This is a genomic window from Nocardiopsis sp. CNT312 (assembly GCF_000515115.1).
Lineage (GTDB): Bacteria > Actinomycetota > Actinomycetes > Streptosporangiales > Streptosporangiaceae > Nocardiopsis.
This window is the reverse complement of sequence record NZ_AZXF01000030.1, coordinates 1-15,421: the sequence shown is the minus strand read 5'-3', so window position 1 is coordinate 15,421 and position 15,421 is coordinate 1. Positions and strand designations below refer to the sequence as shown.

The 15,421-nt window shown below is 73.4% G+C and carries 18 protein-coding genes; 14 read left to right on the top strand and 4 right to left on the bottom strand.

The genetic code is table 11. The features are described from left to right. Nucleotides 1-46 precede the first annotated feature (46 nt). The 3 genes from B042_RS0114365 (at nucleotide 47) to B042_RS0114355 (ending at nucleotide 3,023) form a co-directional block, all read left to right on the top strand. A complete protein-coding gene (locus B042_RS0114365) occupies nucleotides 47-2,371 on the top strand; it encodes a molybdopterin-dependent oxidoreductase (RefSeq protein WP_028648884.1) in 2,325 nt (774 codons plus the stop codon). A 113-nt stretch (nucleotides 2,372-2,484) separates the two neighbouring features. Continuing rightward, entirely contained in the window at nucleotides 2,485-2,766 is a 282-nt protein-coding gene (locus tag B042_RS0114360) for a type II toxin-antitoxin system Phd/YefM family antitoxin (RefSeq protein WP_028648883.1), read from the top strand. Nucleotides 2,767-2,798: 32 nt separating this feature from the next. Beyond that, nucleotides 2,799-3,023 carry a type II toxin-antitoxin system RelE/ParE family toxin gene (locus B042_RS0114355; protein WP_231494096.1) on the top strand — a complete coding sequence of 75 codons (225 nt, stop codon included), beginning with the start codon at nucleotides 2,799-2,801 and terminating at the stop codon, nucleotides 3,021-3,023. Nucleotides 3,024-3,027: 4 nt separating this feature from the next. Here the strand turns inward: B042_RS0114355 and B042_RS0114350 are convergent, their stop codons facing one another. From B042_RS0114350 to B042_RS0114340, 3 genes are all read right to left on the bottom strand, one after another. Next, complete coding sequence (locus B042_RS0114350) at nucleotides 3,028-5,208, bottom strand: PrsW family glutamic-type intramembrane protease (protein ID WP_028648881.1); 2,181 nt, start codon at nucleotides 5,206-5,208, stop codon at nucleotides 3,028-3,030. A gap of 120 nt (nucleotides 5,209-5,328) precedes the next feature. Next, nucleotides 5,329-6,591: an isoprenylcysteine carboxylmethyltransferase family protein gene (locus B042_RS0114345; RefSeq protein WP_028648880.1), complete on the bottom strand. Its 1,263-nt coding sequence runs from the start codon at nucleotides 6,589-6,591 to the stop codon at nucleotides 5,329-5,331. Beyond that, a complete protein-coding gene (locus B042_RS0114340) occupies nucleotides 6,588-7,571 on the bottom strand; it encodes a hypothetical protein (RefSeq protein ID WP_036555099.1) in 984 nt (327 codons plus the stop codon). The genes B042_RS0114345 and B042_RS0114340 overlap by 4 nt, the downstream gene beginning before the upstream one ends. Nucleotides 7,572-7,630: 59 nt before the next feature. Here B042_RS0114340 and B042_RS0114335 point away from each other — a divergent pair, with 59 nt between their 5' ends. Further along, on the top strand, nucleotides 7,631-8,293 hold the full coding sequence (locus B042_RS0114335) for a TetR/AcrR family transcriptional regulator (protein ID WP_028648878.1): 663 nt from the start codon (nucleotides 7,631-7,633) through the stop codon (nucleotides 8,291-8,293). Beyond that, nucleotides 8,290-8,775: an NUDIX domain-containing protein gene (locus tag B042_RS0114330; protein WP_028648877.1), complete on the top strand. Its 486-nt coding sequence runs from the start codon at nucleotides 8,290-8,292 to the stop codon at nucleotides 8,773-8,775. Before B042_RS0114335 ends, B042_RS0114330 begins: the two co-directional genes overlap by 4 nt. Before the next feature lie 13 nt (nucleotides 8,776-8,788). On the opposite strand, the gene B042_RS0114325 is transcribed toward B042_RS0114330, so the two are convergent. After that, entirely contained in the window at nucleotides 8,789-10,285 is a 1,497-nt protein-coding gene (locus B042_RS0114325) for a bifunctional ADP-dependent NAD(P)H-hydrate dehydratase/NAD(P)H-hydrate epimerase (protein ID WP_028648876.1), read from the bottom strand. Between the two features lie 160 nt (nucleotides 10,286-10,445). On the opposite strand from B042_RS0114325, the gene B042_RS0114320 reads away from it, so the two are divergent. From B042_RS0114320 to B042_RS0114280, 9 genes are all read left to right on the top strand, one after another. Continuing rightward, complete coding sequence (locus B042_RS0114320) at nucleotides 10,446-11,225, top strand: peptidoglycan recognition family protein (protein ID WP_028648875.1); 780 nt, start codon at nucleotides 10,446-10,448, stop codon at nucleotides 11,223-11,225. A 101-nt stretch (nucleotides 11,226-11,326) separates the two neighbouring features. Next, nucleotides 11,327-11,689, top strand: a complete 363-nt coding sequence (locus B042_RS0114315; protein WP_028648874.1) for a hypothetical protein — start codon at nucleotides 11,327-11,329, stop codon at nucleotides 11,687-11,689. After that, entirely contained in the window at nucleotides 11,682-12,110 is a 429-nt protein-coding gene (locus tag B042_RS0114310) for a hypothetical protein (RefSeq protein WP_028648873.1), read from the top strand. Before B042_RS0114315 ends, B042_RS0114310 begins: the two co-directional genes overlap by 8 nt. A gap of 83 nt (nucleotides 12,111-12,193) precedes the next feature. Continuing rightward, a complete protein-coding gene (locus B042_RS0114305) occupies nucleotides 12,194-13,045 on the top strand; it encodes a sulfurtransferase (RefSeq protein ID WP_028648872.1) in 852 nt (283 codons plus the stop codon). 191 nt (nucleotides 13,046-13,236) lie between these two features. Beyond that, nucleotides 13,237-13,785: a DUF4178 domain-containing protein gene (locus tag B042_RS0114300; protein ID WP_369797709.1), complete on the top strand. Its 549-nt coding sequence runs from the start codon at nucleotides 13,237-13,239 to the stop codon at nucleotides 13,783-13,785. A gap of 5 nt (nucleotides 13,786-13,790) precedes the next feature. Beyond that, nucleotides 13,791-14,297 carry a DUF2617 family protein gene (locus tag B042_RS0114295; protein WP_028648870.1) on the top strand — a complete coding sequence of 169 codons (507 nt, stop codon included), beginning with the start codon at nucleotides 13,791-13,793 and terminating at the stop codon, nucleotides 14,295-14,297. Between the two features lie 67 nt (nucleotides 14,298-14,364). After that, on the top strand, nucleotides 14,365-14,682 hold the full coding sequence (locus B042_RS26140) for a hypothetical protein (protein WP_051415700.1): 318 nt from the start codon (nucleotides 14,365-14,367) through the stop codon (nucleotides 14,680-14,682). A 33-nt stretch (nucleotides 14,683-14,715) separates the two neighbouring features. After that, nucleotides 14,716-14,868 carry a hypothetical protein gene (locus B042_RS25770; protein ID WP_155989101.1) on the top strand — a complete coding sequence of 51 codons (153 nt, stop codon included), beginning with the start codon at nucleotides 14,716-14,718 and terminating at the stop codon, nucleotides 14,866-14,868. Between the two features lie 69 nt (nucleotides 14,869-14,937). Continuing rightward, nucleotides 14,938-15,366 carry a DUF350 domain-containing protein gene (locus tag B042_RS0114280; RefSeq protein WP_028648869.1) on the top strand — a complete coding sequence of 143 codons (429 nt, stop codon included), beginning with the start codon at nucleotides 14,938-14,940 and terminating at the stop codon, nucleotides 15,364-15,366. Nucleotides 15,367-15,421 lie beyond the last annotated feature (55 nt).

Sequence of the window (15,421 nt, the reverse complement as noted above, 5' to 3'; positions counted from 1 at the left end):
GGGCGGTGTGACACGCCCCGGCTGCCGCCACGACCAGGAGATGCGCATGTCCGCCACGTCCCACCCGACCAGCGCCCACTGGGGCAGTTACCGGGTGGTCGTCGACGACGGCCGCGTGGTGGGGGTGCGCCCGGACCCCGACGACCCGGCACCCTCCCCGGTGATGGCCAACACCCCGGGGGCGCAGCACCACACCTCGCGGGTGGCGCGTCCGGCGGTGCGCCGCCGGTGGCTGGAGCACGGCCCCGGGCCGGACCCCCGCCGGGGCGATCCGGGCGACGCCTACGTCGAGGTGGAGTGGGCGGCCGTCCTGGACGTGCTCGCGCGCGAACTGGACCGGGTGCGCACCGAGCACGGCAACGCCGCGATCTACGGGGGCTCCTACGGCTGGGGCAGCGCGGGCCGGGTGCACCACGCCCAGAGCCTGCTGCACCGGTTCCTCAACACGATCGGCGGGTACACGCGCTCGCGGACGACCTACAGCCACGGGGCCGTGGAGGTGCTCATGCCGCACCTGCTGGGTACCCCCGCCGCCAACCGGCTGCTGCACCGCGCCCCGTCGTGGACGGCGATCCGGGAGCACACGGACCTGCTGGTGAGCTTCGGCGGGCTGCGGGTGTCCAACACGTGGACGGCCTCGGGCGGACGCGGCGCGCAGACGGCCGCGCCCGCGATGCGCGCCGCCGCGGAGGCGGGGGTGGAGCTGGTGTCGGTGTCGCCGCTGGCCGACGACACCGCCGAGGACGTGCGGGCGGAGCGGATCTCGCTGGCCCCGGGCACCGACACCGCGGTGATGCTGGCCCTCATGCACGTGCTGTTCACCGAGGGGCTGGCCGACACCGCGTTCCTGGACAGGTACACGGTGGGCGCGGACCGGGTCCGCGCGTACGTGGCGGGTGAGCGCGACGAGCACGGCCGCCACGGCGGCGTGGAGCGCTCGCCGGAGTGGGCCGAGGGCGTCAGCGGGGTCCCCGCCGGGGAGATCCGGGCGCTGGCACGGCGTATGGCGGGACGGCGCACCCTGGTGAACGTGGGCTGGTCGGTGCAGCGCGCCCGGTACGGCGAGCAGCCGCTGTGGGCGGGGCTGGCGCTGGCGTGCTGCCTGGGCCAGGTGGGCCTGCCGGGCGGCGGGTTCGCCTCGGGCTACGGGTCCATGGGCAACTACGGCGGCGGGTCGACCCCGCTGGGGCTGCCGCGGATGCCGCAGGGAAACAACCCGGTGGACTCCTTCATCCCGGTAGCGCGCGTGGCGGACATGCTGCTGCACCCGGGTGAGGGGTACCGGTTCGACGGGCGGGACCTGCGCTACCCGGACGTACGGCTGGTGTACTGGGCGGGCGGGAACCCGTTCCACCACCACCAGGACCTGGCGCGGCTGAGCCGGGCGTTCGGCCGGGCGGAGACCGTGGTGGTGCACGAGACGCACTGGACGGCCACGGCACGGCACGCCGACATCGTGGTCCCGGCGACGACGGTGCTGGAGCGCGACGACCTGGCCGCGAGCCAGGGGGACCTGTCGGTGCGGGCGATGCCGCGCGCGGTGGCCCCGCACGGGCAGGCGCGCGACGAGTACGACACCTACGCCGACCTGGCCGGGCGGCTGGGTGTGGGCGAGGCGTTCACCGAGGGCCGCACGAGCGGGGAGTGGATGCAGCTGGTGTACGGGCGCTGGCGGTCGATGCTGGCCCGGCACGGGCTGGAGGTTCCCGGGTTCGAGGAGTTCTGGGAGCGCGGCCGGGTGGAGATGCCAGGCCGGGTGGAGGACGAGGCGCTGCTGGGCGGGTTCCGCGCCGATCCCGAGGGGAGTCCGCTGCGCACGCCGAGCGGGCGGATCGAGCTGTTCTCGCAGACCATCGCCTCCTTCGGCTACGAGGACTGCCCCGGCCACCCGGTGTGGCTGCCCTCCCCCGTGGTCGCCGAGGACGGCGCGTGGCCGCTGGTTCTGGTCGCCAACCAGCCGAGCGGACGGCTGCACAGCCAGCAGGACATGGGCGCGCACAGCGCTGCGCAGAAGGTCCGCGGGCGGGCGCCGCTGCGGATGCACCCCGAAGACGCGCGGGCGGCCGGGGTGTCCGACGGCGACGCTGTGCGGGTGAGCGGCCCGCGCGGTTCGTGCCTGGCGGGGCTGGTGGTGAGCGACGCGCTGCGGCCGGGGGTGGTGCAGTTGTCGACGGGTGCCTGGTACGACCCCTCGGCGGAGGGGGTGACGTGCGCGCACGGCAACCCGAACGCGCTGACCGAGGACGCGGGGACGTCGTCGCTGGCCCAGGGGTGCACGGGGCAGGTGGTGCGGGTGCGCGTGGAGCCCTGGACCGGACCGCTGCCGCCGGTGCGCGCGTTCGAGCCCCCGAGGGGCGTCACCCCGGCCTGACGGCATGCCCCGACCCACGCGCCGGAACGCTTTCGTGCGGCTGTGGAGGTCCACGGGACCCCCACAGTCCATGATAATGGGCTGAATGACGACCGGTCAGTGTCATGACCCCTATGGAAACCATTCCCATCACTGAAGCCAAAACCAGAATCGCCGAACTGGCCGACCGCGCCCAACGTGAACACGCCGACTACACGTTCACCAAGAACGGCCGACCGGCCGTCGTGATGATGTCAGTGGCCCAGTACGAGTCCATGATGGAGACGCTGAGCATCCTCGCTGACCCGGAGACCCACGCAGACCTGGCCGAGTCCGCGGACACCGAAGAGTTCACCAGCGAGGAGGAGATGGCCGACCTGATGGACGCACGGCTCGGTAAGGATTCCGCCGCGTGAGGATCGTCTACACACGGACTGCCAGGCGGGCCTTGACCGAGGATCTTCCCGAAGCAGTGGCCTCCGCCGCCTACGAGTTCATCAGCGGCCCGTTGCGCGAGAGCCCGTGGCGCGCAGGCGGACCCCTCGAAGAACCCTTCCGCGGACTGCACACAACAAGGCGCGGAACCTACCGCATCATCTACAGGATCCGACCGGGCAAGGAGGTGATCGAGATCCACTCGATCCGTCACCGACGGGACGCCTACCGCTCCTGACCCGTCAGCGGACGAGCAGTCGGTCCACCCGCCTGGGCAGAACCAGCCCGGCCAGGCCCAGGACCGCGTACCCCGTCTGGCCGGGGGCGAGCATCCCCAGAACCACACCGGTGTTGGCGCCGGGCGAGCGCAGGAACTCGCCCATGCGGGGGTGGGTGTAGGGAACGCCGTTGCCCGAGACCAGCAGTGTGAGGGCAGCGGAGAGCGCCAGGGCGGCCCACACGGTGTCGCCCGTGTCCAGTCCGGATGCCCAGGACTGGATCCGGTCGAGGGCCAGCAGCGCGTAGGCGGGATCGCCCGAGGGCACGGCGCCCGTGGCCGCAGGTACGGCGAACGCCACCGCTGCGAGCCCGGCGACCGCCGCCATCCCTCCCGTCACACCGCCGGTGGCGGCGAGGCCGAGCCGGATGGCCAGGCTGTGGGCGCTCCTGGTGAGATCTTGGCGGGCGGGGTAGCCGCGCCAGGACCGCCCCTGCGAGCGCGCCTCGCCCATCGCGTTGGCGCGCCGCCACCGCAAGAACCGCCACGTGTCGCACAGGGCGGCGGGGCCGCGGCGCGCGGCGATGACCGTCACGGCCATCTCGTGCGCGATCATCGACACCGTCGTGGCGAGCGTGACCGGCAGGTCCGCCCAGAACAGCGCGGCCCGGCGGAACACCGGCGCGATGTCGCCCGGCACCCGGACCCGGGCGGAGATGGAACGCCCCCACGCGCGGCGCCGCAGCCCGGCGAGGGGCGGCTGGCCGGGCAGCGGCGGGGTGCTCTCCGCGGCCGTGGCGATCAGCCGGTAGTCCAGGGCCACCGCGCACAGCAGCGCCACCGCCAGCAGCCACGGGGTGAGCAGCCCGCCGCCGAAGAGGCCGTGGAGGAGGTCCGTGGCCGGGTGCAGCGCGGCCCCCGCAAGCACGGCGTTGAGGTTCAGGTGGTCGAGGAAGGCCGTGGCCAGGGCGGCTGCGGGCAGCAGCCACAGCCATCCGCCGTAACGGCGGCCGACGATCGCCAGGCCCAGGGCGGCGCCCACCAGGCCGGTGGTCACGGCGTGTCCGGCGAACACGGCGAGGACGGTCCCGTCGGGGGCGGAGAGGGTGCTGCCGCCGAGCACACCCGTACCGGAAGGGGTGCCCGCGCCGAGGGAGACCTCGGTGAACAGGCGCTCGGCGAGCTGGAACCCGGTTCCGGAGGCCGCCGCCAGGAGCAGGAAGTCGACGGCGGCCAGGCGCCGCGCCCGGCGACGCGCCACCAGCGCCAGCGCCGCCAGCGGCAGGAGTTTGCCCAGCTCCTCGATCGGCACGGCGACATAGGTGTGCCCGGCCACGCCGTAGGGTTCGGCACCCAGCGCCGCGATCAGCGCGGACTCGGCGACGGCGATCGGCCACAGCAGCAGGGCCCCGAGCGCGACGCCCCTGAGCAGGGTCGCGAAGGAGAGCGTCCGGGAACGGGCGAGGAGCGCCAGGAGAAGCAGCGGGACGAACGCGGCCAGCAGCGCGGGAAGGACGGCGTCCAGCCCGGGGACGGCCAGGGGCGCGGCCAGGAGGACGACGAGCGCGATCCACCCCCACGCCCCCCGCAGGGCGCGCAGGGCGCGGACGGTGCGCGGCGAAGCGGTGCGGGCGCGCTCGGGGAGGCGGGCGAGGCGTTCGGCGAGGTCCGGGCCGGGGACGCGTGCGGCCTTGGCGTGGCGGGCCCCGGGTTCGGCGCACTGGTAGAGCTGCGCGGCGCGGACGAGGTTGGATCCGCCGTCGTTGCGGGCCCGCGCGGCGAAGGTCGCCCGCATGTGGGGGATGTCGGCGCCCACGAGCGCGCGGACGAAGTCGGCGGGCCCGGCCGCCACGGTGAGTTCGTCGGCGGCCACCAGCACGGCGGCGGAGAAGTCCTCGACGCAGACGAGGAAGTCCGTGGGTGCGGTGCCCCACCCCCGGACGAGGTCGAGGAGGGTGTCGGTGTCGGGCGGGATCTCCGTGACGGGCTCGTAGGAGAACTCAGCGCGCGTGCGGCAGACCAGGAGCCGCTCGACGCCCAGGGCGCGGCCGGCGTCGACGATCCCGCGGACGAGGTTGCGGTCGCGCGGCACGACGAAGGGGGTCGTGACCTTGCCGCCGGCCCGGACCCACTGAGGGTCGAACTCGGTGGCGCCGGTGCAGACGCGCAGGACGAGGTCCCGCGCGAGCATGGCCTGTTCTTCCATGGGGGTCCTCGAACGTACCTGGGGGCGGGGGCCGCCGTGTTCGCCGGGGCGGCCCGGACCGAGCATAACGGCGTGCGGCCCCGGGGGAACAGCCGGTGTCCCCGGCCGGGGACCGCCGGTTCACAGCGCCGCCGGGTCGGTCGGGCGTCGCGCTGGCCGGGGACCGGCCCCGAAGGCGTCGGAGCACAGTTGGACGAAGTTCCGCAGACCGGGCAGGTCGAGGGCCCACCCGGTGAGCGCCCAGCCGAGGCCGAGGTGCTCCATGGCCCGGGCCAGGGCGGCGACACCGCTCCAGCGCGGCCCTCCGGGGAGTTCGTAGGTGAGGCGGTACAGCACCTCGGGGTGCTCAGCGGCGGGGCGGATGTCGAGCGCGACCGGCCCGCGGAGGGTGATCCACACGGCCAGGGAGCGGCACGGGGAGCACCCGGTGTCGACGAACAGGATGCCCCGAGCGCGGCCGGGCCAGGGCCGCCACCGGGGCAGCCAGGGCCGTACCCCGGAGCGGTAGGCGGTCCAGTCCGCACCGAACCGCTCCGTGAGCCGTGCGTTCTCGTGCCAGTCGGCCACTCCGGCTCCGAAAGCGGGCACGGACGCGGCGAACGCGAGCAGCAGCGGCTGTCCGGTCATCGCGGCGAGCAGTACGTACAGGACGGCGACGGACATCTGCATGGGGTTGCGGACGAAGGCGTAGGGGCCGCTGGTGACCAGGCGCCGAGGAGGGTCGTAGGGCAGCGGGGTGCCGCCGCCGACCCGGGCGAGTTCACGGGCGGCGGCCAGGCCGGGCAGCCCGGCCCACAGCAGTAGCTGGCCCGCGGCGAAGGCGGTCTCCGGATCCGGTACCGCTTCCAGGAGGACGAGCGGCGCCCCGAGCATGAGGCCGCACGCCAGGGCGGCCTGGGTCCACATACGGGCGTGGACCAGGTGGCCCCGGCGCGTCCAGTGGGCGAGCAGCAGGACCGGGATGAGCACGGCGGCCGCCCCGGTGATCTCTCCGACGAGCCAGAGGCGGCCCAGGACGACGACCGGTTCGGCCAGCGGCATGAGGAGGACGTCGATCCAGACGAGCAGGCCCGCGAGCAGGGGGACGGGGAGGAGCCGCAGCAGCAGTGCGGGAAGCACGCCCCACAGCAGCGCCCAGGCGAGTACGAGGTCGACGGGCAGCCCCCGCCAGAGCGCCCCCTCGGCGTGGAAGGTCCACCAGCCCGCCCGAACGGCGTACAGGTTGAGGGGGACGAGGGTCAGCAGTGCCCAGGCGCCGCCGACGATCATCGCCGCCTTCTCCCGGTCCCGGGGAGCGCGCCACAGGCACAGGCCGACCAGCACCAGCAGGGGTGCGAACAGGCCGGTCCCGCGGACGAGGACGGCGGGGAGTTCGGGGTTCACCGGGGGCCGCCCTCGGCCGCGTCCGCGAAGGTGTCGGCGAGGTAGGCCGCGGCCAGGTCCGTGGCGTAGGCCTGGAGGGGGCCGAAGTACCAGGAGGGCTCGTAGGTGCGGTCGTAGTCGATGGTCCAGGACAGCCGCGTCCCTCCGTCGCCGGCCGACCACACGGCCTCGGCGCGGTGCAGGTCCATCCACCGCGCGAACGCGGTGTCGGCGGTCACGTCGAACACCACGCGTCCGCCGTCGGGGCCGATCTCGCTCTCGACGACCTCCAGTTCCATGTGCTGCTCGAAGGTCCGGGCACCGGGCCTCAGCGACCGTGCCGGGGTGAACTCCACGGTACGGCGGTCGCCGACCGCCAGGCCCTCCCCCCGTGCGCGGACCGGTTCGGGGAAGGGGACGGCGCGCAGAAAGAGCGCCTCGAACCCGGGGTACTCCGGCGGCGCGGCCAGGACTTCGGCTATGGCACCGGGTTCCGCATCGACGAGGACGCCGCCCTCTCCGGTGCCCGCGGTGGGCAGGAGGGTGGAGCCGCCCACGCCCTCCAGTGCCAGCACGAACAGCAGTGGGACGGAGAACAGGGCGTGGCGCGAGCCCCTGCCGCCCCGGGCGATGACCACGCAGACCCAGGTGACCAGGGACACGACGCCGTAGATCAGCGGTGCGGCGATGAGCAGGCACACGATCCCCTCGCCGAGCAGGGGTCCGGCCAGGGCCAGGCAGACCGTGGTGGTGGCCGTGGCCGTGCCGACCGCACTACGGGGGCGGGGGCCGCTGAGGACCAGCAGGGCGATGACGGCGGGCACGCCGACGTAGAACAGCGCCGTCTGGTCCAGGCGGCCCGCGTGGGTGATCCGCAGGGCCAGCAGCAGGGCGAAGACGACCAGGAGGATCGCCGCGAGCCACCAGCGGGCGCGGTTCCGTGCGGGGGGCTCGGGGGGCTCGGACACGGGACTCCCTCTTTCATCGACTGGTTCAATCATGCGTTTTAATCAAGTGATTAAACCGTATGATGAAACCCTTCGGTCGACAAGGGGGAGCGATGGCCAGGGGCGGCGGGCGCAGGACCAGCGAGGAGACCAGACAGCGGCTCCTCGACGCGGCTGGCGCGGTCCTGCGGGAGGAGGGGTACGCGGGGGCCTCGGCCCGGGTGATCGCCGCGCGAGCCGAGGCCAACTCGGCGCTGGTCTTCTACCACTTCGGCGGCGTCGACCAGTTGCTGCTGACGGCGCTCGACCGGTCGAGCGCCGAGCGCATGGCCCTGTACAGCGGGTGGGCCGCCCAGGCGCGCACCCTCGAACAGCTCGTGGAGACGGCCGCCCGCATCTACCGCACCGACCTGGAGCGCGGCTACATCACCGAGTTCTCCGAACTGGCCGCCGCCGCCGTCACCAAACCCGAACTGCGCCCGCAGATCAGGGACCGCGCCGAACCGTGGATCGCCCTCGTCGAACGGGAGTGGGAGCGGGTGCTGGGCGGCTCCGCCCTCGGCAGACTGCTGCCCGCCAAGGAGGTGGCCTACGGTGCGATCACCTACTACCTGGGGGTCAACCTCTTCTCTGTGCTGGACGAGGACCACACCCGCACCGAGGCGGTGCTCGGCCTGGTGTCGGAGCTGTCCCCGCGCGCGAGACTGCTCACCCTGCGCATGCCCCGCAGGGGAAGGCCCGGGGGCGTAGGCTCTCCTGAGGAGGAGGACGCATGAACGTCGAGGTGGCGCCGGGGATCGCCTTCCCGGATACGGCCGACGGACGGACCTGGGTGGCGGGTGCCGTGATCGCCGACCCCCGGGGCAGGGTGTTCGCCCAGCGCCGCTCCCCCACGCGCAAGGTCTTCCCGCACTGCTGGGACATCGTCGGCGGCCACGTCGAACCGGGCGAGACGATGCTGCAAGGGCTGGCGCGCGAGATCGAGGAGGAGACCGGCTGGCGCCTGGCGGCGGTGCTCGCGGAGCTGTTCTCCCTGGACTGGGACCCGGGCGACGGCGTGACGCGCCGCGAGATCGACTACCTGGTGCGGGTCGAGGGCGACCTGTCGGCGCCCCGGCTGGAGCCGGACAAGCACACGGACTTCCTGTGGGTGGACGACGACACCGTGGACGTACTGCGCGACGACCGCGACCCGGGCGACTGCTTCATCACCGACGTCGTCCGGAAGGGCCTCGACGCCGCCCGCCGCCTGGCGTAGGCGTGACGGTGGTTCATTCCGCCCGGTTGACCTCGTCGAGGGCCAGGGTCAGCCCGTCCCACAGGTCCGTGGCGCTGACGGGCATGCCGCCCCGGGCCAGCACGGCCGCGCGTCCATGCAGGTAGGCGGCGCACGCCGCCGCCTCGTACGGCGGCAGGCCCCCCGCCATCAGCGCGCCGACCGCCCCCGCCAGCACGTCGCCCGAACCCGCGGTGGCCAGCAGCGGCGTCCCCGTCGGGTTGGCGACCACGGGCAGGCCCGGCTGGGCGATGACGGTGGTCGAGCCCTTGAGCAGCACCGTGCACCCGAACCTCTCCGCAGCCCGCCGCACGTGCTCCAGCCGCCGCGCCTCGATCTCCTCGCGTTCACAGCCCGGCAGCAGGCGGGCGAGTTCCCCGGCGTGCGGGGTCAGCAGCGTGTGCGCGGTGCGCTCGCGCAGGAGGTCGGCGAGTGGAACGTGCCCGTTGCCGCCGAGCAGGGTCAGCGCGTCCGCGTCGATGAGCAGGGGGCAGTCGCTGTCCAGGACGGCGTGGAGTTCGTCGGCGTTGGCCGGCTGCGTCCCCCGGCCCGGCCCGATCACGAGCGCCGCCGCCCGACCCGGGCCGAGCTTGGTGCTGCCCCTGGGGTCGAGTTCCTCGGCCACCGTCTCCGGCCAGCGGGCCAGGACCTCGTCGACGGCCGCGGCGGCGCCGCCGTAGCGGACCATCCCCACACCGGTGCGCAGCGCTCCCCCGACGGCGAGCACCGCCGCGCCCCGGTAGCGGTCCGATCCCGCCCGCACCGCCAGCAGCCCCCTGCGGTACTTGTCGCTCTCCGCGCCCGGCCGGGGCAGGAGCGCGGCCACGTCCTCGGCCCGCGGGACGAGCAGCGCGGGTCCGCCGAGTTCCGGCGCCAGGCCGATGTCCACGAAGCGCACCCGCCCGGCGCGCCCGGCACCGGGGTCGACGAACAGTCCGGGCTTGCGCGCACCGAAGGTGATGGTGACGTCGGCGCGCACGGCGTGTCCGGGCACCTCGCCGGTATCGGCGTCCACGCCGCTGGGCAGGTCGACGGCGACGACGGGTACCCGCGTGTTAGCCGTGAGCACCGCCAGGGTGGCGTAGGGCTCGCGCAGGCCGCCGTGCCCGCCGATGCCCAGCATGCCGTCGACGACGAGGTGGGCGTCGAAGAGCTCCGCCGCCCCGTCCGGTTCGCCCTCGAACCGGCGTGCGCGCCCGCCCGCCGCGCGCAGCGCCGCCAGGCCGCCCTCGTGGGCGCGCGCGCCGGCGAGCAGGGCGCGCACGGACGCCCCGCGCGCCGCCAGGGCCGCGCCCGCGTAGAGGGCGTCCCCTCCGTTGTCGCCGCTTCCGACCAGCAGCACCACGCGCGCGCCGTAGACGCGGGGCAGCAGGCGGGCGCACTCCAGCGCCAGGCCGGTCGCGGCCCGGCGCATGAGCGCCCCCTCGGGCACGCGGGCCATGAGCGCGTGTTCGGCTTTGCGGACGGTGTCGACGGTGTGTGCGGACAGCACAGGGCCACCTCCCGGAACGGTTGGTCCCATCGTGCCGCACGGGGGCCGCCGCGCACGTGCGCCGCCACGCCCGAAGGCCTCGGTGGCCCCGCGGGCCACGCCGGTACCCAACGTAGGGAAACGGCCACGCTCGGGCGTGTCCCCTTGTCACAATGGCCCTATGCCTCGACCGCGCCTGTACGTCTCCCGTTCGGATCTGGGCTGGGGTCCCACCCCGGCGTCGTACGCCGATCCCAAGTCCGGTCTGGTCATCCACTACGACAGCATCGACCAGGGACTCGCCGCCGGGCCCCACGCGGCGTGCCTCGACTACTGGCGGCGCACCCGCACCTTCCACACCGGCCCACGGCGCCGCTGGGCCGACCTGGCCTACTCGTTCCTGTGCTGCGGGCACGGCTACGTGGTCGAGGGGCGCGGCCTGTACCGGCGGCAGGCCGCCCAGCCCGGCGGCAACTCCACCCACTACTCGGCGACCCTGGCCACCGGCCCGGGGGACCCCGTCACCCCGGAGCAGATCGACGCCGTGCGCCTGTTGCGGGCGTGGCTGATGGAGCCCGGCACCTCCGTCGCGGGCACGGTGCTGGGGCACCGCGACTTCGTGTCCACGTCCTGCCCCGGCGACGCGGCCTACGCACTGGTACGCGACGGTACGTTCACCCGGCCGCCCGGGGCCGGGACGGAAGGAGACGACATGCTCGGACTCACGAGGGGCGACCGGGGACAGCGCGTCACCCTGCTCCAGCAGATGCTGCTGTACGCGGGAGGCCGCCTGCCCGTCCACGGCGTGGACGGCGGCTACGGGTCGGAGACCGCCGATGCGGTGCTGTCCGTGCGCAGGAGCATGGGCTCCTCGGCCACGAGCGGCGACGAGATCACCGGCTACGCACTCGCGCAGATCCATGCCGCGGTGGCCCGCCGCCAGGCCGGTGCGGTGGGCTGACCCCCTCGGTCCCTCGGGGCCGCCACGGGTACTACGCTGTGTCGTAGACAAAGCGGAGCCGCTGACATGGGCGGACACCGAGGAGCCCGAGTGGAGGCGGCGTGGTCGACTGGCTGACCATGACAATCCAGATGGCATCGCTGGCCATGGCCGGATGGTGCCTCGTCTCGACCTTCCGCGACCAGCCCATGCTGGTGCCGCACCTGGTCGGCATGGGCCTGCTCTGGCTGCTGGTGATCGGCCAGGGCGTGGTCTCCGCCGTGGCACTCATCGGCGGCGAGGGGCCCGAGGAGACGGTGATGTACGTGTCCTACCTGGCCACCGTCGTCCTCCTCCCCCCGGCCTGCGCCGTGTGGGGGTTCATGGAGCGCAGCAGGTGGGGTCCCGCCGTCATCGCCTTCGCCTGCCTGGTCCTGCCGGTGCTCATGGTCCGCCTCGAACAGCTCTGGAACCCCGTTGTCTGACACCACGGCACCCGGCAGAGCCCTGCGCACCGGGCCCGGACGGCTCCTGGTGGCCGTCTACTCGGTGTTCGCGCTGGCCGCGACCGCGCGCGGCACCTACCAGCTCGCCACGAGGTTCGACGAGGCACCCGCCGCCTACCTGCTGTCCGTGTTCGCCGGCGCGGTCTACCTCGTGGCGGCCGTCGGCCTGGCCCGTGCGGGACGGGCCTCGCGCCGGGTCGCGCTCGTCTCGTGTGCGGTTGAGGCCGTCGGTGTCGTCACGGTCGGTGCCGTCGGCCTCCTGGCCCCGTCGCTCTTCCCCGACGACACGGTGTGGTCGGGGTTCGGTGCGGGCTACGGCTACATCCCCCTGGTGCTGCCCTTCCTGGGGCTGTGGTGGATCCTCACCGTGCACCGGAAGGACCGTGCGCGGGCCGTGTGACCCCGCGGCGGGCTTCGCTTTCGCCGGACGGCGAACCAGCGGACTTTCCAGTGCCGATCGGGCCGCTCCTTTAGTCTGGCGGCATGTCAGACCACCGTGACCTTCCCGTGGCCGTCTCGGCCGACTGGCTCCGCGACAACCGCGACGGCGTGACCGTCGTCGACTCCCGCTGGTACCTCGACGGCCGCTCGGGCCGTGACGCCTACCGCGCGGGGCACGTGCCCGGTGCCGTGTTCGCCGACGTCGACACCGACCTCGCCGCCCCGGCCAGCGCCCGGGACGGCCGCCACCCGCTCCCCCCACCGACCGACTTCGCCACCGCCCTGGGGCGTCTGGGCATCGGCGACGACTCCGCCGTGGTCGTCTACGACGACGCGGGCGGCTCCGTCGCGGCCCGGCTGGTGTGGATGCTGCGCGTCCTGGGCACCCCGGCCGCGTTCCTCGACGGCGGCCTGGCGGAGTGGACCGGGGACCTGGAGACCGGCGACACGGCCGCCGAACCGGTGCGGCGCACCGCCCTGCCGTGGCCGGAGGAGCGGGTCGTGCACACCGACGCGGTCGCCGACCTGACCGGCGATCCCGCGCACCTGCTCCTGGACGCGCGCGTCCACGGCCGCTACACGGGCGAGGCGCCCGCGCCCGTCGACGCCCGTCCCGGCCATATCCCGGGCGCCCGCAGCGCCGAGTGGCAGGGCAACCTCGACGCACGGGGCCTGCTGGCCGCACCGGAGGATCTGCGCGCACGCTTCTCGGCGCTGGGCGCCGACGCGGCCGCCACCGTCACCGCCTACTGCGGGTCCGGGGTGACCGCCTGCCACGATCTCCTGGCGCTAGAGCACGCCGGATACACGGGAGCACGCCTCTACCCCGGTTCGTGGAGCCGGTGGGGCGGTGACCCCTCTCTCCCCGCAGAGACCGGTGACCGGGCACAATAGGATGTGCTCCCGCCCGATTCCTCCATGTAACGCCCCCTTGAACAGAGGGCGCAACCGCCCGAAAACGGCCACCGAGGGAACCGGTGGGAGCCCCCTCACGTCTGACATGATCGGCACCCGCCCTACCCGCGAATCGAGGAACCTTGACTGTCGTTGTCCTGGCGGTGGCGATCGCCCTCGTCGCCGTCATCATCGCCGTCGTCGTCGCTCTCAGGAAGAACCAGACGAAGGCCGCTCCCCACGCCCCGACCACGCCCAAGGACCCCTTCGCTCCCGAGGGCGACACCACCGGCGACCCGCGGACCCTCAAGGCCGGCGACATGCTGGACTGGGGTGTGGAGCGCACCTGGATCCGCGGATCCCTGCGCCTGTCCCAGGGCGGCTTCACCTGGACGGAGCACTTCTTCGAGACGGAGGAGGGCAAGGCCTGGCTGTCCGTCGAGGAGGACCCCACCCTTGAACTGGCCGTGTGGGACGCACGCCCCGACGTGGAGCTCACGCCGCACGCCAAGACCCTGGAGTTCGAGGGTGTCACCTACCGGCTCGACGAGAAGGGCAGCGGCTCCTACCGCTCCGAGGGGACGACCGGGCTGAAGGCCGCGGGCGGTATGGACTACGCCGACTACGAGTCCTCCGACGGCCGTCTGCTCTCCTTCGAGCGCTTCGACCACGGCCCCTGGGAGGCCAGCGTCGGCAGGAAGGTCCTTCCCGGAAGCTTCACGATCTATCCCGGGAGCTGAGCGCCGTGCTCGCGAGCATCAGCGTTCCCTTCGTCGACACCAGTGCGGCCGATCTGGTGTGGACGCTGGACCACCCCCTGGTCGAGCCCCTCGCCACCCGCAGTGTCGGCGCGCACGGTCCGCGAACGGAACTGCGGGTGCTCGGGGCCTCCCACCAGGTGGTCGTCGAGTCCCCCGCGGGCGCACTGGTCGAGACCGTCGCGTGTCTGCCCGGTGTCGACGGGCGCCTCCCGGCGGCGACCGAGCGCTCGGTCGCCGCCGGGGGGTACCGTTTCCGTTCCACCGTGGAGACCCTTCCGCCCGGCGAGCTACGGCGCAGGGTGGACCGGCTCCGTGACCAGGTCGCCGACGCCCCCGGCGGCCTCCTGGTCTCCTTCCCGGGGGACCGCCTCGCGGTGACCGCACTGCACCTGACCCGCGGCGACGGCGGGCCGCTCTCGTGGCGCACCTGGCACGCCTACCCCCAGAGCGGCGAACTGGTGAGCACCGCGTCGACCGTGACCATCCCCTGATGTGAGGAGAACCCCCGCCATGAACCGCCCCGGCAGCACCCCTAGGAGAAAACGGCCCCTGACCGTTGTGGGCTTGGCGACGATCGCCATGGTGATGATGGTGTCCCTGCTCAGCGCCTGCTCCAACAACGGGCGTATCGGTTACTGCCCCGCGCAGGAGGCCGTCCCGGACTCGCGTTACAGCGAGATCAACTGCAAGAACGGGACCAGCCTCTACTGCCCCGACGACGACTACGTCACCGATCCCCGTTACGACGACGACGAGTGCGAGAACGACGGCGGATACCGCGAAGGCGAAAGCTCCAGCAGCGGCGGCTTCTTCTTCTTCGGCGGAAGCGGTTCCGGAAGCAGCTACCGCGGCGGGGGATCGGGCTCAGGAAAGTGACCCCTCGCCCGAATCCTTGACCGACAAGGCCCCGTGACGGACGACGCATTCGAGGACGTCGGGAACCAGGTCATGATCGACCTCGCCCTGTCTCTCGCGGCCATCGTCCTCCCCCTGGCCATGCTCGCCACCTGTGACAGCGACGGCGGCGGCTACCGAGGCGGCGGTGCGAGCTTCGACGCGTAGCCTTCCGACCATCGCTTCCCCCACCTCGACCAGCGCACATCCATCCCCCGACCCCGTGGAACTGGACCCATGAACGACCTTCTGTACAACTCCCTCGGAGNACTCGCCTACGGCGGCGTGGGCATCGCCATTCTCGTCGTCGGCTACCTCATCGTCGACCTGCTCACCCCCGGCAAACTCCACACACTCATCTGGGAGGACCGCAACACCAACGCCGTCCTCCTCGTCTCCGCCAACACCCTCGGCGCCGCCCTCGTCGTCTTCTCCGCGATCATGAGCAGCGAATCCGAACTCGGCCTCGTCCCCGGCCTGGTCTCCACCGGCGTCTACGGCCTCATCGGCCTCACCGTCATGGCCCTGGCCTTCCTCCTGATCGACCTCATCACCCCCGTCAAGATCTCCCACATGATCAGCAACCCCGAGCCCCACCCCGCCTCCTGGGTCAGCGCCACCGCCCACATCGCCATCGCCGTCGTCATCGCCGCCGCACTCACCTGACCCCGACAACGGCCCCCGCTCCCGGCCCGACCCACCCCCACAGACAGGCACCACC